19 protein-coding genes and 1 pseudogene are annotated in these 15,020 nt (G+C 60.1%); 9 read left to right on the top strand and 11 right to left on the bottom strand.

Annotated features, from left to right (window positions below):
* The 4 genes from EN964_RS07670 to EN964_RS07655 form a co-directional block, all read left to right on the top strand.
* Positions 1-1,327 (top strand): erythromycin esterase family protein (locus EN964_RS07670; RefSeq protein WP_164775754.1); only part of this gene is annotated, 1,327 nt, incomplete at its 5' end.
* Between the two features lie 101 nt (positions 1,328-1,428).
* A complete protein-coding gene (locus tag EN964_RS07665) occupies positions 1,429-1,635 on the top strand; it encodes a hypothetical protein (protein ID WP_013531530.1) in 207 nt (68 codons plus the stop codon).
* A 46-nt stretch (positions 1,636-1,681) separates the two neighbouring features.
* Positions 1,682-2,152: a YbhB/YbcL family Raf kinase inhibitor-like protein gene (locus EN964_RS07660; protein WP_127268875.1), complete on the top strand. Its 471-nt coding sequence runs from the start codon at positions 1,682-1,684 to the stop codon at positions 2,150-2,152.
* 84 nt (positions 2,153-2,236) lie between these two features.
* Complete coding sequence (locus EN964_RS07655) at positions 2,237-2,395, top strand: hypothetical protein (RefSeq protein ID WP_127268877.1); 159 nt, start codon at positions 2,237-2,239, stop codon at positions 2,393-2,395.
* 95 nt (positions 2,396-2,490) lie between these two features.
* Here the strand turns inward: EN964_RS07655 and EN964_RS07650 are convergent, their stop codons facing one another.
* Positions 2,491-2,877, bottom strand: coding sequence for a hypothetical protein (locus tag EN964_RS07650; protein WP_245490634.1), 387 nt, complete (start codon positions 2,875-2,877; stop codon positions 2,491-2,493).
* A 234-nt stretch (positions 2,878-3,111) separates the two neighbouring features.
* Between EN964_RS07650 and EN964_RS07645 the strand changes: the two genes are divergently transcribed.
* Positions 3,112-5,013: a DUF4396 domain-containing protein gene (locus tag EN964_RS07645; RefSeq protein ID WP_127268880.1), complete on the top strand. Its 1,902-nt coding sequence runs from the start codon at positions 3,112-3,114 to the stop codon at positions 5,011-5,013.
* A gap of 56 nt (positions 5,014-5,069) precedes the next feature.
* On the opposite strand, the gene EN964_RS07640 is transcribed toward EN964_RS07645, so the two are convergent.
* Positions 5,070-5,228, bottom strand: a complete 159-nt coding sequence (locus tag EN964_RS07640; RefSeq protein WP_081738677.1) for a hypothetical protein — start codon at positions 5,226-5,228, stop codon at positions 5,070-5,072.
* Positions 5,229-5,378: 150 nt separating this feature from the next.
* The gene (locus EN964_RS07635; RefSeq protein WP_127268882.1) at positions 5,379-5,606 is read right to left on the bottom strand and encodes a hypothetical protein; all 228 of its coding nucleotides are present in this window, start codon (positions 5,604-5,606) and stop codon (positions 5,379-5,381) included.
* Positions 5,607-5,859: 253 nt separating this feature from the next.
* Here EN964_RS07635 and EN964_RS07630 point away from each other — a divergent pair, with 253 nt between their 5' ends.
* From EN964_RS07630 to EN964_RS07615, 3 genes are all read left to right on the top strand, one after another.
* On the top strand, positions 5,860-6,255 hold the full coding sequence (locus EN964_RS07630) for a hypothetical protein (RefSeq protein ID WP_127268883.1): 396 nt from the start codon (positions 5,860-5,862) through the stop codon (positions 6,253-6,255).
* 52 nt (positions 6,256-6,307) lie between these two features.
* Positions 6,308-7,498: an NADH-quinone oxidoreductase subunit D gene (locus tag EN964_RS07625; protein ID WP_127272699.1), complete on the top strand. Its 1,191-nt coding sequence runs from the start codon at positions 6,308-6,310 to the stop codon at positions 7,496-7,498.
* A gap of 396 nt (positions 7,499-7,894) precedes the next feature.
* Complete coding sequence (locus tag EN964_RS07615) at positions 7,895-8,080, top strand: hypothetical protein (RefSeq protein ID WP_127271064.1); 186 nt, start codon at positions 7,895-7,897, stop codon at positions 8,078-8,080.
* A gap of 56 nt (positions 8,081-8,136) precedes the next feature.
* Here EN964_RS07615 and EN964_RS07610 read toward each other — a convergent pair whose 3' ends face one another.
* Entirely contained in the window at positions 8,137-8,886 is a 750-nt protein-coding gene (locus EN964_RS07610; RefSeq protein ID WP_127271062.1) for a metallophosphoesterase, read from the bottom strand.
* Positions 8,879-9,688 carry a nucleotidyltransferase family protein gene (locus EN964_RS07605; RefSeq protein WP_023812007.1) on the bottom strand — a complete coding sequence of 270 codons (810 nt, stop codon included), beginning with the start codon at positions 9,686-9,688 and terminating at the stop codon, positions 8,879-8,881. Before EN964_RS07605 ends, EN964_RS07610 begins: the two co-directional genes overlap by 8 nt.
* A gap of 365 nt (positions 9,689-10,053) precedes the next feature.
* Between EN964_RS07605 and EN964_RS07600 the strand changes: the two genes are divergently transcribed.
* Complete coding sequence (locus EN964_RS07600; protein WP_127271362.1) at positions 10,054-10,965, top strand: agmatinase; 912 nt, start codon at positions 10,054-10,056, stop codon at positions 10,963-10,965.
* A 2-nt stretch (positions 10,966-10,967) separates the two neighbouring features.
* Here the strand turns inward: EN964_RS07600 and EN964_RS07595 are convergent, their stop codons facing one another.
* The 6 genes and pseudogenes from EN964_RS07595 to EN964_RS07570 form a co-directional block, all read right to left on the bottom strand.
* The gene (locus EN964_RS07595) at positions 10,968-11,624 is read right to left on the bottom strand and encodes an imm11 family protein (RefSeq protein ID WP_127271364.1); all 657 of its coding nucleotides are present in this window, start codon (positions 11,622-11,624) and stop codon (positions 10,968-10,970) included.
* A gap of 64 nt (positions 11,625-11,688) precedes the next feature.
* Positions 11,689-12,351 (bottom strand): glutathione S-transferase family protein, encoded by a 663-nt coding sequence (locus EN964_RS07590; RefSeq protein ID WP_127272303.1) that lies wholly within the window; start codon positions 12,349-12,351, stop codon positions 11,689-11,691.
* Positions 12,352-12,401: 50 nt separating this feature from the next.
* Entirely contained in the window at positions 12,402-12,872 is a 471-nt protein-coding gene (locus tag EN964_RS38410; protein ID WP_127271127.1) for a hypothetical protein, read from the bottom strand.
* A 5-nt stretch (positions 12,873-12,877) separates the two neighbouring features.
* Complete coding sequence (locus EN964_RS07580; protein ID WP_127271128.1) at positions 12,878-13,780, bottom strand: aldose 1-epimerase family protein; 903 nt, start codon at positions 13,778-13,780, stop codon at positions 12,878-12,880.
* A 204-nt stretch (positions 13,781-13,984) separates the two neighbouring features.
* Positions 13,985-14,701, bottom strand: a complete 717-nt coding sequence (locus EN964_RS07575) for a Bax inhibitor-1/YccA family protein (protein ID WP_127271130.1) — start codon at positions 14,699-14,701, stop codon at positions 13,985-13,987.
* 23 nt (positions 14,702-14,724) lie between these two features.
* A pseudogene (locus EN964_RS07570) lies at positions 14,725-15,020 on the bottom strand (hypothetical protein); the annotation flags it as partial.

The raw sequence follows: 15,020 nt of genomic DNA, 5'->3' as shown, positions 1-15,020 counted from the left end.
CGTTGGTCGTCCGCTTCGACATCCCCATCCGATCAGCCTGCCTGATATGATCGCGGCCGCGGCCGAACCCCTGCCCGATTTCGACGATCCGGCCTTCGGCGCATTGTTCGATCGGTTTGCCGACCGGCGCATTGTTCTGCTTGGCGAGGCAAGCCATGGCACGTCCGAATTCTACAGGGCGCGCGCGGCGATCACCCGCAGGCTCATCGAACGCCACGGCTTCACCATCGTCGCGGTCGAGGCGGACTGGCCCGACGCAGCGGCGATCGACCGCTATGTTCGCCATCGTCGGCCGCGAACCGGCACTGGCGCGCCATTCCAGCGATTTCCGACCTGGATGTGGCGCAACACCGATGTCGCGGCCTTCACCGACTGGATGCGCCGTCACAACGAGAAGCTAGAGCCTTCGGCGCAAGCAGGGTTCTACGGCCTCGACATCTACAATATGAGCGGTTCCATCGGCGCGGTCCTCGATTATCTCGACCGGGTCGATCCCCCGGCAGCCAAGATCGCGCGCGAACGCTATGGCTGCCTGACGCCCTGGCAACACGATCCGTCCACCTACGGCCGCGCGGTGCTCACCGCCGGCTATCAAAAATGCGAGAAAGCGGTGCTGGAACAATGCCGGGACTTGCTCGCCAAACAGCTCGAATATGCAAAAAGGGACGGCACCGACTTTCTCGACGCCAGTCAGAATGCCCGGCTGATCGCGTCCGCCGAACACTATTACCGGATCATGTACTATGGCGGCGCGGAGTCCTGGAACCTGCGCGACACGCACATGTTCGAAACGTTGGAACATTTGCTGCATGCCGGCGGCCCCAACGCCAAGGCCGTGGTGTGGGCGCACAATTCCCATATCGGCGATGCCCGCTTTACCGAGATGGGCGTCGTCAGGGACGAACTGAACATCGGCCAGCTCTGCCGGCAGCGTTTCGGGGATGAGGCAGCGCTGATCGGTATGGGCACGCATTCCGGCACTGTAGCGGCCGCCAGCGACTGGGACGGCAAAATGGAGGTGAAGCAAATCCGCGCGTCGCACGCCGACAGCTACGAACGGCTTTGCCACGATTCCCTTGTGTCGCGGTTCCTGCTCGACCTCGGGCGCGACACAACGCTGCGTGAGCGGCTGCTGGAACGCAGGCTGGAGCGATTCATCGGGGTGATCTACCGGCCGGAAACCGAGCTGGGCAGCCACTATGCGGACGCTTCCCTGCCCCGGCAGTTCGACGCGTTCCTATGGTTCGACAAAACCGCGGCAGTGACGCCGCTTGGCCCGGAGCATGCAAGAACCGGCGTTCCCGACACCTACCCGTTCGGGCTTTAGCCGGCGCGCGGCGAACCAATGAAGAAGCTGAGGCGTGGAACCGGAACGAACTATCCGGTCTGCGATTTCAAAACTGCAATCCCCGTCGAAGGAGTTTTCTCATGACCGGAACCAAACATCCGAAATGGAAGAAACCGAGCGATGCCGACTTGGCGAACAATCCTGGTATCGGGACTTCCAAGGGAACGATCAAGGAAGGCGAAGAGTTCGAGCTTGAAGGCGAGAATACGGTCGAAGGTGACGTCGAAAACGACACGACCGCCGCTGGCGGGATCGATCCAAGACAAAAGATGCGGACCAACAAATAGCTGCCCTGCGCGTCGCTGCGATCAACTTCGCCGGAAGGAGTGAACCATGCCACTTGCCCTTAGCAGTGCCGCCTTTGCCGAAGGCGGACAAATTCCCGAAAGATACACACGAGACGGCAAAAACGTATCGCCGCCGCTGAAATGGTCTGGAGTGCCGGACGAAGCAAAGAGTCTCGTTCTCGTCGTTCAGGATCCTGACGCGCCGAGCGGAACGTTTGGTCATTGGGCGGTGTTCAACATCTCCCCGGACACGAGGGAACTTCCCGAGGCCGAAAGCGGCAAGCCGGGTCCGGGCGCCCTCAGGCAAGCAACGAATGATTTTGGCAACGCCTATTACGACGGCCCTGAACCGCCGGTCGGACATGGCGTTCACCATTACCATTTCCGGCTGGCCGCGCTCGACACGCCGAGCCTTGCCATTCCAGCGAGCGTGGGCATCGAGCGCATCTGGCGGGAGGCGCAGAAACATTCGCTTGAGCAGGCTGAACTCATCGGAACCTACGAACGCAATTCGTAAGTTAATGACCAGGGGCGACCGAGGTGGCCTGCTGCACGGAACGGTTCTCCTCCTCGCCGGTTGTCTGGGAAAGGAGATGCCGCCATGTTTGGAGATATCATGTGGTTGGTCGTCGTTGCCGGCGGCCCATTGCTGCTGATCGTGCTGATGGCCTATGCCGTTATCGCACGCCGTCGGCGTGGACCCGCCGAACAACGGGAGAGCGACCGGGCGACCAACCGGCTGTACCAGGACAAGCGTTGATCCGCGTCGGCAAGACAATCCGATTGGCAAGACATCCAATCGGCAAGACAGGGGATCGTATGCCGCACCGAAGCGACGACGATCCCCAACTACGGTCAGCGCATTATCCTTTGCCGCAACCACGCAAAGAACCTGCCGCTGATGGCTGAGCGGACCCGCGTCGCAGCCCAGCGCGCTTTCATGGTTGAGCCGACGTGGCAATCGCAGACGATGTCGTGCAGCTGCCAGTCGTTCAGTTCGAAAAAGCGCCTTGCCTCACCGTATGTGTCGTCCTTTAAACCCGATGCGCGCAGCACTGGATCCTCGAAGGCGACCGAAATTGCCGTTCCCTCGCCCCGCATCAATGAACGTGCTTCAGGGTGCAGATGTTCGGTGCCTGCAAACGCCCCAAGGCATCGCTCGGGATTACGCTCCAGCAGTTCAGCCCAGCGCTCTATGCGCTGATTTCGTGTCATGGCGGAATAAGCAGCCGACGATTCAATCTAGGCGACGGCATGCAGTTGGTCGAGTGTTTGATGTTTCATGGCCAGCTCCTGTTGAGGCAGCGAAGCGCCCACGCCTTCAAGGGAATTACCGCGCGTTAATGCTTCGACAAGAGCGCCAGGCTGGAGAATTCGACACAACCGGATTGGGCCGGCGGGATCATAAACACGCCGGCTGCGTTCATCGACGGGGGCTGCTTGTGACAAGCCACTGATCCGCGACGGGATGCATCCATGTTCATCCAGCCAATCGACTATTTCCTTGCCGTCTGGTTCGCTCTTGCCGCCGCCTCGACGCTTTATGTCGGCTTCGATCAATACCGCAACAATCCCGAACCGGTGGTGATGAAATGGGGCTTCATCCTGGTGACCCTCTATATGGGTCCATTGGGGCTGCTGCTTTATGTGCTTGCAGACAAGGAGCCACGTCCAGGCGAGCATGAAGACTTCACCAGGCCGCTGTGGAAACAGGGGGTCGGCTCGACCATCCACTGCGTTGCCGGCGATGCGACCGGCATCATTCTCGCCGCAGTCATCACGGCAACGCTTGGCCTGCCGATGTGGCTCGACCTCATCGTCGAATATCTGGCGGGCTTTGCCTTCGGCCTGTTCATCTTCCAATCGCTGTTCATGAAATCGATGATGGGCGGCACCTACTGGGAGAACGTGCGCAAGAGCTTCTTGCCCGAGTTCATCTCGATGAATTTCATGATGGCCGGCATGGCGCCCGTCATGAGCTTTCTGATGATGGGACGCGACATGCGCGCCATGGAGCCGACCGAGCTTTTGTTCTGGGGCGTGATGTCGATCGGCGTCATCGCCGGCTTCACGCTCGCCTATCCGGCCAATGTCTGGCTGGTCGCGCGCGGGCTGAAGCACGGATTGATGACGCAGCGCCCGCAGGCGAACGAAACGAGCAGTGGAGAGCCGACCGCCCACCAACAGCACGCTACGCATCACCCCAACGCCGGCGACGATCGACGAAGCCGCAACACCTCCCACAAGTCCAAACGCAGCGGCCATCAGATGGAGACGGACGCTACGACGCCGCAGATTGCGGCCCTCGGTATTGTGTCGGTGTTGGCGTTGGCGATCGGCATGGCCGCGCCGGCGAACTGGCTGAACCTGACGCTTTCGGCGCGTGACGTCGGCGGCGCGATCATGCCGCAAGGCATGATCATGGGTCGCGACACGCCGGCGGAATCCATGCGTGACATGGCTGCAACCGATCCGCGTCGCGTTACCTCGTCCTATGGTCTTGCCGCCAAGGGCGACCAGGAACTGCCATTCCGTCTAGAGAACGGCGTCAAGGTGTTCGAGCTCAGACCATCGGTGGTCCGCTGGCAGATCCTGCCCAACGTCGCGGTCGACGCCTATGCCTACAATGGCCAGATTCCCGGTCCGCGCATCCACATTCGCCAGGGCGATAAGGTTCGCATCGACGTCACCAACGACCTGCCCGAGGAAACCACGGTGCATTGGCACGGCATGATCCTGCCGAACCAGATGGATGGACCTGCCGAGATCACCCAGCCGCCGATCGAGCCTGGACAATCCTATTCCTATGCGTTCACCGCGACCCAGCACGGGACCTACTTCTATCATCCGCATGCCAAGCCGGACCGCACCCAGGCGCTGGGGCTTTATGGGGCGCTGATTATCGATCCCGCCAATCCTGCCGACGAGGTTCCGGCTGACCACGACTATGTCATCGAACTTCAGGAATGGCTGGTGCGCGATGGGCTGACTTATCCGTCGATGCCCATGGAAGGCGGCATGCCGAACTTCTTCACCATCAACGGCAAAGCCTATCCCGCAACCGACACCATTCCTATGAAGGTGGGCGAGACGCTGAAGGTGCGTTTCATCGGCACCAACAACGGCTTCGTCCATCCAATGCATATCCATGGCGGACCCTTCGAGGTCGTCGCCCGTGACGGTGAGACGCTTTCTTCGTCGGCGCGCTTTCTGGCCGATACGATCAATGTCGGACCGGGACAGCGCTATGACGTCGTGTGGAAGGCGCTGCGTCCTGGCAAGTGGCTCATTCACTGCCACATCCCGCATCACACGACGAACAACAATGTCGAGGAGAAGGGCGGCGGCGGGCTGATGGTGGTCATCGAGGTCGGCTAGATCTGCCAACCCCTTGCGAATTTGCCGATGTCATCCGGAGGCCGCGTCGTTGCGCGCTACTTCTTGATAATGGTTCCGTTGCGCAAGTCGAATGCCTCGGTACCGCGAGCCTGGCGGTAGAAATCGTCCTGCAATTCGCCCCACTCGCCGAGAAAGGCGCCGCAATTGCTGCAATGAATTGGCGTCGATTCCTTGGCGTTGTCGGGAATGTCCATTTGGATAGTCCCACAAGCCTTGCAATCGAGTTTGTCGTCCAGCCGTCGTCCCATTTCCCAATAATTGCGCATTTTCGGCCATGAGCCAATTGTCGATTTCGTACCAAATCGCTTCAACCACCGGTGAGTCCTCCAGCCATGGCTCATCGGTCAATCGCGAGAGTCAAAAAGGACGGCCAGCCCCAGTTCCCGTGCCAGCTCGACGATCGTCTCCATCAACTCATCGTCTGTATCCTGCAAATAAGGCGCGTCCCTGCGAGCGGCCTCTATCGCCGCTTTGACCGAAACGATGTCGCCGTATCGCCCACTTCGAAGCTGCTCTGCCAGAAATGCCTTGGCGGTACCGACAGGTCTTATTGCCCATCTGGCGATGCTCATGCGGCTCCCTCCCATGGTCACCTCTGCTTTATTTTGATCCTCTCCAAGGTGCAGATCAATCGATGGTACGATTCCGTACGCAACCGCTCAGCCGGTTGGGAGACAGCCATATGACGTCGTCTGGGCCATGGTTCGTTCGGCGTTTCCCCAGGGGGGTCGACGCGAAATTGCCCAGTGTGACCAGCCCCGCGGGAACAATCGCTCGGCATGGGGGTTTCTTCAAAATCTCCCTCGAAGGATGCAAGGAGCGACCATGCGCATGTTGACGATAGCTGTCGCACTTTCCGGGGCGGTCATCATTCAGCCCGTCTACGCCCAAACTGTTGGACCGCAGCTTCCCCAGGTGACGCCACCGCAGGGCGAAGTGCAACCGGAGCAGGCGCTGTCAGATCCAGGCTCTGCTGATTTGAATTTCACCGGCGTTGCCATTGTCGCCGTCGAGGATCTGCCTGACGAAATCAAGGCGCAGGCGGATGCCGTGATCAATCAGACCAGCGCCGAAGATTTGCTACGCCTGCAAAACTCAGTCGATGCTTCGCCTCAAGCGACATCGGCCTTGAGGGCGAATGGGCTCAATTCCTCGCAGGTTGTCGCTGCAAACATAGATGGCGATGGCACCCTGACGCTGATCATTCAGACGACGACTTGAGGCGCCGAACCATTCGCATCACGCCTTGCCCCGACAGTCGCGGAGAGCAGCGATGGTCGAAGCCCCCGTTCGCAACTTCACCATCAATTTCGGGCCCCAGCATCCGTCGGCCCACGGTGTTCTTCGGCTGGTGCTCGAACTGGACGGCGAGATCGTCGAGCGTGCCGATCCGCATATTGGCTTACTGCATCGCGGCACCGAAAAACTCATAGAGCACAAGAACTATTTGCAAGCGCTGCCCTATTTCGACCGGCTCGACTATGTCGCGCCGATGAACCAGGAGCATGCGTTCTGCCTCGCTGCCGAAAAACTGCTCGAAATCAGCGTTCCAACGCGTGGACAACTCGTCCGTGTTCTTTTTTGCGAAATCGGCCGGCTTCTGTCGCATCTCCTCAACGTCACGACGCAGGCCATGGATATCGGCGCGCTGACGCCGCCGCTTTGGGGGTTTGCGGAGCGGGAAAAGCTGATGGTTTTTTACGAGCGCGCCTCCGGCGCCCGCATGCATGCGAATTATTTCAGAATCGGCGGCGTGCACCAGGATATGCCTCCGAAGCTTCTCGACGACATCTGGGCTTTCTGCGATCCGTTCCTCAAAGTCTGTGACAACCTCGACGAATTGCTCACCGGCAGCCGTATCTTCAAGCAGCGCAATGTCGATGTGGGCGTGATCGGGCTGGAGGATGCCTGGGCCTGGGGATTTTCCGGCGTGATGGTGCGCGGATCGGGCGCCGCATGGGATTTGCGCAAGGCACAGCCATACGAATGTTACCCGGACATGGATTTCGACATTCCCGTCGGAAAGAACGGAGACTGCTATGACCGCTACCTGGTCCGCATGGAGGAGATGCGCCAGTCGGTGCGGATCATGAAGCAATGCCTGGAAAAACTGCGGTCACCCGAAGGCCAGGGGCCGGTCGCGCTTCCAAACCAGAAGATCACGCCGCCGCGGCGCGCCACGATGAAACGCTCGATGGAGGCGACCATCCAGCATTTCAAACTTTATACCGAGGGGCATCGCGTGCCGGCCGGAGAAGTCTACGCCGCGGTTGAAGCGCCAAAGGGAGAATTCGGTGTTTATCTGGTTTCCGACGGGGGCAATGTTCCTTACCGGTGCAAGATACGCGCGCCATCCTTCGCCCATCTGCAGGCGATGGATTTCCTGTCTCGAGGGCACATGATCGCCGACGTTGCCGCCATCATCGGATCGCTCGACATCGTGTTTGGCGAGATCGATCGTTAGCCGTCCGGAGGTGTGCTTTGCCCCGCGATAAAGAAACTCCATCATCCTACGCGTGGATGGGAGGCTCTTCATTCTCGTCGGGATTGGGCAGCGGGGTCTCGTCCGGGAGCCTTTCCGGTTCGGGTTCCTCGATCGGCTCGGGCTTCCATGTTGGAGGCGGCACGGGAACATCGCGATTTGGGTCTGGCTGTCTTGGCTGTGGCATCGAACTATCTCCGTTCAGTCGGAACAACTCGTGCGCCGTGGCATGGTTCCTGGCAGAATCCAGCGAGATCGTTACGCCCTCGGGACACGAGTATGTTGGTCCGCCCAGGTGAAGGCGCAAAAGTTGCAGATCGTTCGGAACCGGTCGGATTTTCGAGCCGTTGTCGTCGACAGGGATCAAGGAGAAGCGCGATGAAGGACAAGGAAGGAAATATCGACCATACATTGCCGCAGGTCGCCATCGACGATCAGCAGGTGCGACAACTGGCGGCCACGACCGATTTGCCGTCCAGGCAGGCTCGCGAACTGGTGCGCCGTCACGGCAACGACCCCCGGAAGCTGGAAGAGTTGGCGAAATCGATCAACGCCACCAATTGAGTCAAGGCCACCAATTGAGTCAAGGCCAATGGACACCACGGCGCATGCCGCTGGCGTCAGATTTCGAGCAAGGCGTAGGGGCGGCCGCTTGGCTTGGCCACATGCATGGCGACGTTGTAGACCTTGGCTCCGCCAGGTGTTTGACCTTCGTAAGAACCGCGATGTGCATGACCGTGCACGACAGCACTAACCTGGAATCGATCGATCGTCTCCGCCAGGCGTGAAGAGCCCAGAAATGGAAATATCTCCGGCGGTTCTCCCGCGACTGTGTCGGCAATTGGCGCGTAGTGGAGGATCACCAGTGTGCGCTTCGCCCGCACCTGGCGCATCGCATTTTCAAGTCGCATTGCCTCGTTCACGCTTTCCGCGACCATCGTCTTGATCGCCGGTTCACCGAATGAGCCGAGCATGCGTGAGCCGAAGCCGCCTATGAATCCCTTCACGCCGACAAAACCCACCTCCTCGATTTCAACTGCCTGCCCGTCGAGGAGATGAACATGCGCCTGGCGCAGGATCTTCGTGACGTCTTCCACCGCACCAGACTCGTAGTCATGATTGCCGAGCACCGCCACGACCGGGATCGAGCAGTTGCGCAGATCCTCGGCCAGCATCTCCGCTTCACGAGGCTTGCCGAGATTGGTCAGATCTCCCGTGAGAACGAGAATGTCGGCTTCGCTCGATATCTCGCCGAAGAGGTCGCGATACGAGGTTTGCGCATCTTCCCGCACATGGAGATCCCCGACCGCGGCAACTTTGAGCGCGCGTGCGCCCTCCTTGGGCGCGCTGCTCTTGACGGGATCAGCCATCACGGAATTCTCCCACACCACCGACGCCGGCGAAGCCCCATTCCTTGACGTCGATTTCGTAATCGGTTTGCGAAAGCAGCCGCCCACGGCAGATCTTCATCCTTGGAGACGGCAACTGCCGTTGCTTGGCGAGGCGGTCGAGCAATTCATCGAGCAGCCACGCCGGGATATGATCGCGCTCGCTCGGATAGATCCACCTGAAATTGATAAGCTGCATCAACAGAACCTCCCAGTGAACCTCCAGATAAGAAAGCAGCCGGTGCCAATCGATCTGATCGCCCGCCTTGAGAATCGTATGAGCGATATCGGCGCCATCGTGTCGCCCTCTGTCCTGGATAAAGCATTTGGACCAGATGAGTTCGGTCGGGCCGATGATCCGCACCCTGCTGCCCAACAGCTCTGTTTGGCGGGCGTGTTCCAGCCACAGGTCGCCAACAGGCACCGTGCCGTTGGCCGAGCCGAATATGACGTCGAAGAAATGCGTGCCCTTGAACACCTTGCCGAGCCACCGGTCATCCTCGATTTCGACGGCATATCCAAGCTGCTTGAAATGAGCGAGGATCCGCGCGTAGTCGCCTGCCTTGCAGAAGATATCGAGGTCCTTGGTCTGGCGGGTGACACCCGTATAAGCGCTTACCGCGTAGGTCCCGGCGACCAGAAAGGGTATGTCGGTGGCGGTAAGCTCACGGATCGCTTCCGTGTAAAATACCTCCGCCTCGGCATTTTTGAGCGTCGGCGCCGCTTTTGCATCGATCTTGGGAAGCGAGACCAGAACGTTTTCAGGCAATGGACCATTGGTCATGAAACGATGACTCCGAATCCGGCAACCGGCAGTCGCCCGCTGTGGTAACAACGTGAACCTCGCCTGGTTCCGCTATCAGGGGACCAGCCAAGGTTCATTCTCGTCACGTACTGGAAATTTCGGGATCGCGCCTGCCGACGCAAGCCGCCCCAACGTCCTCGCCGGCAGCGCAATGTCGCCTCGAAATCGGCGCATGCCACCGCCAATGCCCCGTTGGCCCAAATTTGAAACACCAGGTGGGTGATCGATCTCGATTGTTTTAGAGTTTATTGGGCTTACCCAATCGGCACAAAGCTGAAGCCGGGGCGCTTGACTTAACCGCACCCGATCGGCGTGCGCTAAGCATCATCAGGATCCATCAAGGCATGACCCCCTCGCCTCCCTTTCTCGGCTTTCCAGACCGTCTCGCAGATGGTCACATGCCCCGCGCGGTGATCTTCGGGGCCGGTCACGGCAGCACTTATCCCGGCAAGGACAGCCGCGGCCATGCCTTGGCGGCGGATGCGATCCGCGTTGCGAGCCAGGACGATGCCGCGTTCGTCGAGCACTGGGATTTCGATCTCGGCGGCCCGCTGTTCGACGGCAAGCCGGCCTCTTGCATCGACGCCGGCGATATCTTGACCACCATGCATGACAATGCCGGCAACAGGGTCAGGATCGAGGCAAAAACGCGCGAAATCCTGGCATTGCCGGCCGTGCCGATCCTGATCGGCGGCGACTGTTCCATGACCATTCCCTTCCTCGCCGGCTTTGCGGAGCACGGGCCGGTCTGGGTCCTGCAGATCGACGCCCATATCGACTGGCGCGACGAGGTGTATGGCGAACGCCACGGCTATTCGAGCCCGATGCGCAGGGCGAGCGAGATGCCGCATGTCGCAGGCATGGTGCAAGTCGGCCTGCGCAGCGTCGGCAGCGCACGCATCACCGAGATCGAAGCGGCACGGCGCTATGGCAGCCACTTCGTGACCGCCCGCGAGGTTCACGCTCAGGGCGTCGAAGCCGCGCTCCGGCATATTCCGGAAGGCGCGCGGGTTGTCGTCACCCTCGACTGCGACAGCCTCGATCCAAGCGTCATGCCGGGCGTGGCGGCGCGTACACCCGGCGGTCTCACCTACACGCAGGTGATCGACCTGATCGCCGGCCTCGGCAGACGGGCCCGGATCGCAGGGTTCGACCTTGTCGAGTTCTATCCTCCGGCCGATATCGACGGCCTGTCAGCGCTGACCGCCGCGCGCCTTCTCGTCAATGTGGTCGGCACCGTCGTCCGGCAGGTTTGATATCAAAACCCTGCTTTTCGCCGCAGACCGGCCCAAAGGCGCGTGAGCGAGCTTGCGGTTGAAATGCCCTTTTCCACACCTGGGTACTCGATCCTGCCTTGTCCGGCCGGCTCGTCGCTCCAGACCAAGTTGAAAGCAATGCCCTTGAGCCCAAGCTCCCCGATCCGGCGTACGATCGTCTCCTGCAGATAGATATCGGATATTCGCACCCCATCGGCACGCTCGGGCAGCTTGAATGTCTCGGTACCGCCGATTGCGTCCGCTCGAAGGACGAGGCTTTCGATCACCATTATGCCGCCGTCGTCAAAGCGAACGATCTTTGAACGTTCCTCGTCCAGCGCATCGATCACGGTGGTGACATTGAAGAGCGATATGGCCTCGTCGGCACGAAGCGGCAGGAATTCACCGTACGGTTCGAGGGTTGGCCGAAGCAACTTCAACGCCCTCGCCCGCAGGATGAGCACATGCTCGCCAAGCCATGGAAAATCTGAATATTGCCGGAGCGTACCGTCGTCGTGTTCGCACAGGATCTCCATCCCGGGCGGATGCCATTGTGTCTGCTTCCGGCCGCAGAGCATCGAAAACAGCTGGTAGTCGTCCGCCTGTCGGGGAAGGACCCATTCCTGTCCTTCGACCACGCTCAGGACATAGATATTCATCCGATCCCCCGCACATCATTGCCTTGGTAGGCTCGGCCTGCTGCGCGGCTCTTCGCGCGCGTTCTCACCGCTGGTCCGCGACAGCCGTTTGCGGCACCGGCGGCAATTCGGGTGCATCCATCCCCTTGAAAGGGTCACGCCAGGCGCCGATGTCTTCAAGCCGACGGTACCAGCGGCTGACAGAGGAATAATCGTCGAGCGGCAATCTGGCGGCTTCGTTGAACGGCAGGAAGGTCGCCATTCGAAAATCGGCATAGGAAACCGAATTCCCGACCAGCCACTGCCGCTCGGCAAGCACGGCGTCGAGTATTGCCGCGGCCGTATGGAATTGGTTTAGGCCCTCCTCCACCCGCTTCTGATCGATCGGGCCGATGCCGTACCGCTGTTTGGTCCCACGTTCGAAATGCACCATGTCGCAAGCGAATGCGAAGTGCTCCTTGCCCCAGCTCAGCCAGCGGATCATCTCGGGTTCGTCATCGCCGGTGCGCCAGAAATCCGAATGCGCATCGCGCGAGAGCCGGCAGGCTATGGCGTCTGCCTCCCAGAGGCTTTTTCCCTCTTCTTCCGCGAGGATGGGCAGCGAGAGATTGGGATTTAACCGGCGAAATTTCTCCGCTTGCCCCGGAGCGAATGGCGAGGCAAATTCAAATTCGACTTTCGCGTCGAGGTAGCGTGCCACCGCGAGCGCGAGCCGAGGGTTCGGATTGCGGCTGAAATACAGCTTCATTGGGCACCGACGGTCTGAGCGACCACGCCATAGTCGATCATGGGCGGTCTCTATGCAGCTTCGAAGCCAGCTCGAGCGTCCATGTATCCTGACGGACTGGGCTCGCTTTTCATCATCGTTTTTCGCCAAGCTTCCTGCTCGGCATTTATCAGAGCCAATTCCCAAACACAGGCAACAACAGATCTCTTTACCGTATCCATCGGTTCGGCGGCGGAATACAGCTTCCGATAGATATGCTGACAAAGCACCGAACCTTGTATCCACCAGTGAACCGAGATGGAAACACCCAGCTCGCCAGGATGAATAATCACAAAGCCCATGCCATTGTCGTCACCCTCGTCCACCACACGCGGCAGAACCTCCTGTCGCACGAATGACTGTGCCAGGGTCACCATGGGTCCGTCGACCTTCTTGTTGTCTGCGACGAGGCCATAGACTTTGAGCTTGAGACCGCCAATGTCCCATTGGCCCAAATTCAAAACACCACGTGGATGGTAGATCTCGATTGTTTCAGAATTCACTGGGCTCACTCCAATTCAGCCATTCGCGCACGACGCTGCAGCAGACGTACCTGATAGCTCAGAACACGCTTCGCGGCAGGCTCGATCAACATCACGCTAGGCTTATCGATAAACTCACCATCGAAATCCACCGGGCTTGCAAGGCCATGCCAGGGTTCGATGCAAAGAAATGGCGCGCCGCCGGGTTTGGACCAGATACCCAATTCCTGGAATCCCTGCCACAACATCTCGATCGCGGGACCGCTCTCGGCAGCGTAGCGCACGCTGGAACTGACGGGCCGATCCATGATCACCGCGTCCTCGCCGAAGAGCCTTTCGGAGAGTGCCAGCCTTTTGCCTTCCACAGGCGTCGGTTGTGGCGCTTTCAGCAGCAGGCCGTCCTTCAGGCGGCGGATCGGCGCTTGCTCGGCGGAGGCAAAGGTCAGCTGGTAATCCGTCTTGGCCAGATCCGGAAGCAAAGGCCAATTGAACGCCGGGTGCGCCCCGATCGATGCCGGCAGCGGCTCATCGCCGGTGTTGGTGATGTCGAAGGTCACATCAAGCTGATGGCGGTCCAGCGTGTAAGTCACTGCCAGGCGAAAGGCGAAGGGGTAGTGCGCGCGGGTATCGGCATCGTCGGTGAGCACCAACGTGCAGGATCGTGGTCCCCTCTGCGCCCAGGCGAACGGCTTGTCGCGCGCGAAGCCGTGCTGGGTCATCGGATAGGTCTGGCCGCGATGGCGCAGTTGGTCGCCCTTCAGCCGGCCGACGATTGGAAACAGCACCGGCGAGTGACGCCGCCATTCCGGACCGGCCTGCCACAGAAACTCTGTGCCGTCGGCATCGCGTAGGGAGACAAGTTCGGCGCCCTGCCCGACAACAGTCGCCGAGATGCCGTCACCGTGAAGCGTCAGGCTGTCCTGTTCCATGCGTCCTCGCGGCTATCTGGCGTGGCCGGCAGGCTAGCAAAAGGGGACGTGCGAACTCAAGAGCGGCAGATTTACATCGCGTCTCAGTCAGCCGCGATGAACGATCCACCGCACATGGCAAATGCTGCCTCAAATAAAAAACCGTGGCCGGAGGTTTCCCTCCGGCCACGGTAAGTTGCGAAATGTTGCCTGCTACGGTCCGGATTACTCGCGTTCGCCGGTGAAGTTCAGCAGCAGCTGGAAGATGTTGATGAAGTTCAGATAGAGCGAGAAGGCGCCGAAGACGGCAAGTTTCTGGCGCGATTCCGCGTCGAAATTCTCGGCATACTGTTCTTTGATCGTCTGCGTATCCCAGGCGGTCAGGCCGATGAACACGGCGATGCCGATCACCGAGATGGCGAACTGCAGCGCGGTCGAGCCGAGGAAGATGTTGACGATGCTGGCGATCACCACGCCGATCAGGCCCATGATCAGGAATGACGAGAACTGGGTCAGGTCGCGCTTTGTCGTGTAGCCGTAGAGACTGGTGGCGCCGAACATGGTGGCGGCGATGAAGAAGGTGCGCGCGATGCTGGTTCCGGTGAAGACCAGGAACACAGAGGCGAGCGACAGGCCCATGACCGCGCAGAAGGCCCAGAACATCGCCTGGGCACTCGCCGCCGACATGGTCTGCATTTTGAACGAGAACAGCAAGACGAAGGCGAGCGGTGCCAGCATCACCACCCATTTCAGCGGGCTGGAGAAGATCGGCACGTAGAGCGCCGGCGTCGATGAGATCATGAAGGCGACGAGGCCGGTGACCACCAGGCCGACGCCCATGTAGTTGTAGACGCGCAGCATATGCTGGCGCAGGCCCTCGTCGAAGATGGCTCCGGTTTGGGCGCCGGCGCCGACGCGATATCCCAGATTGGGGGTGTTCATTTGCGTTCTCCTTTGTGGATCGATCAGTAAAGCGTCTTGGCAAGCGTCTCGGCGGCGCGGTCGAGGTCGTGGACCTCGCTTCGTCCGACCACCGCATAGGCGACATCGCCGATCTGGAAATAGGCCGACGAAATGTCGCCCGAGGGCGCTATCGCCGGCTTGACGACGTCGAAGGTTCCGGGCCGGATCGCAAACAGCGACACCAGCCCCATGTCTTTCGTCTCGACCGCCATCTCGACGCTCGGCCCAAAGCGCGACGGATAGATCTGCACGTCGCGCTTTGGGCCGAGCGTCGAGATGGCGGTCGAGACGAAAGACA

The organism is Mesorhizobium sp. M7A.F.Ca.CA.001.10.2.1 (assembly GCF_003998575.1).
Classification (GTDB): Bacteria; Pseudomonadota; Alphaproteobacteria; order Rhizobiales; family Rhizobiaceae; genus Mesorhizobium.
The sequence above is the reverse complement of the archived record's forward strand: the minus strand, read 5'-3'. Positions and strand labels throughout refer to the sequence as shown.

What these genes read in the sequence shown, in the direction of transcription:
- EN964_RS07665 (WP_013531530.1), top strand. Translation starts at nt 1,429, where the DNA reads ATGACCGGAACCAAACATCCGAAATGGAAGAAACCGAGCGATGCCGAC.
- EN964_RS07660 (WP_127268875.1), top strand. Translation starts at nt 1,682, where the DNA reads ATGCCACTTGCCCTTAGCAGTGCCGCCTTTGCCGAAGGCGGACAAATT.
- EN964_RS07655 (WP_127268877.1), top strand. Translation starts at nt 2,237, where the DNA reads ATGTTTGGAGATATCATGTGGTTGGTCGTCGTTGCCGGCGGCCCATTG.
- EN964_RS07645 (WP_127268880.1), top strand. Translation starts at nt 3,112, where the DNA reads ATGTTCATCCAGCCAATCGACTATTTCCTTGCCGTCTGGTTCGCTCTT.
- EN964_RS07640 (WP_081738677.1), bottom strand. Translation starts at nt 5,228, where the DNA reads ATGGACATTCCCGACAACGCCAAGGAATCGACGCCAATTCATTGCAGC.
- EN964_RS07635 (WP_127268882.1), bottom strand. Translation starts at nt 5,606, where the DNA reads ATGAGCATCGCCAGATGGGCAATAAGACCTGTCGGTACCGCCAAGGCA.
- EN964_RS07630 (WP_127268883.1), top strand. Translation starts at nt 5,860, where the DNA reads ATGCGCATGTTGACGATAGCTGTCGCACTTTCCGGGGCGGTCATCATT.
- EN964_RS07625 (WP_127272699.1), top strand. Translation starts at nt 6,308, where the DNA reads ATGGTCGAAGCCCCCGTTCGCAACTTCACCATCAATTTCGGGCCCCAG.
- EN964_RS07615 (WP_127271064.1), top strand. Translation starts at nt 7,895, where the DNA reads ATGAAGGACAAGGAAGGAAATATCGACCATACATTGCCGCAGGTCGCC.
- EN964_RS07610 (WP_127271062.1), bottom strand. Translation starts at nt 8,886, where the DNA reads ATGGCTGATCCCGTCAAGAGCAGCGCGCCCAAGGAGGGCGCACGCGCG.
- EN964_RS07605 (WP_023812007.1), bottom strand. Translation starts at nt 9,688, where the DNA reads ATGACCAATGGTCCATTGCCTGAAAACGTTCTGGTCTCGCTTCCCAAG.
- EN964_RS07600 (WP_127271362.1), top strand. Translation starts at nt 10,054, where the DNA reads ATGACCCCCTCGCCTCCCTTTCTCGGCTTTCCAGACCGTCTCGCAGAT.
- EN964_RS07595 (WP_127271364.1), bottom strand. Translation starts at nt 11,624, where the DNA reads ATGAATATCTATGTCCTGAGCGTGGTCGAAGGACAGGAATGGGTCCTT.
- EN964_RS07590 (WP_127272303.1), bottom strand. Translation starts at nt 12,351, where the DNA reads ATGAAGCTGTATTTCAGCCGCAATCCGAACCCTCGGCTCGCGCTCGCG.
- EN964_RS07580 (WP_127271128.1), bottom strand. Translation starts at nt 13,780, where the DNA reads ATGGAACAGGACAGCCTGACGCTTCACGGTGACGGCATCTCGGCGACT.
- EN964_RS07575 (WP_127271130.1), bottom strand. Translation starts at nt 14,701, where the DNA reads ATGAACACCCCCAATCTGGGATATCGCGTCGGCGCCGGCGCCCAAACC.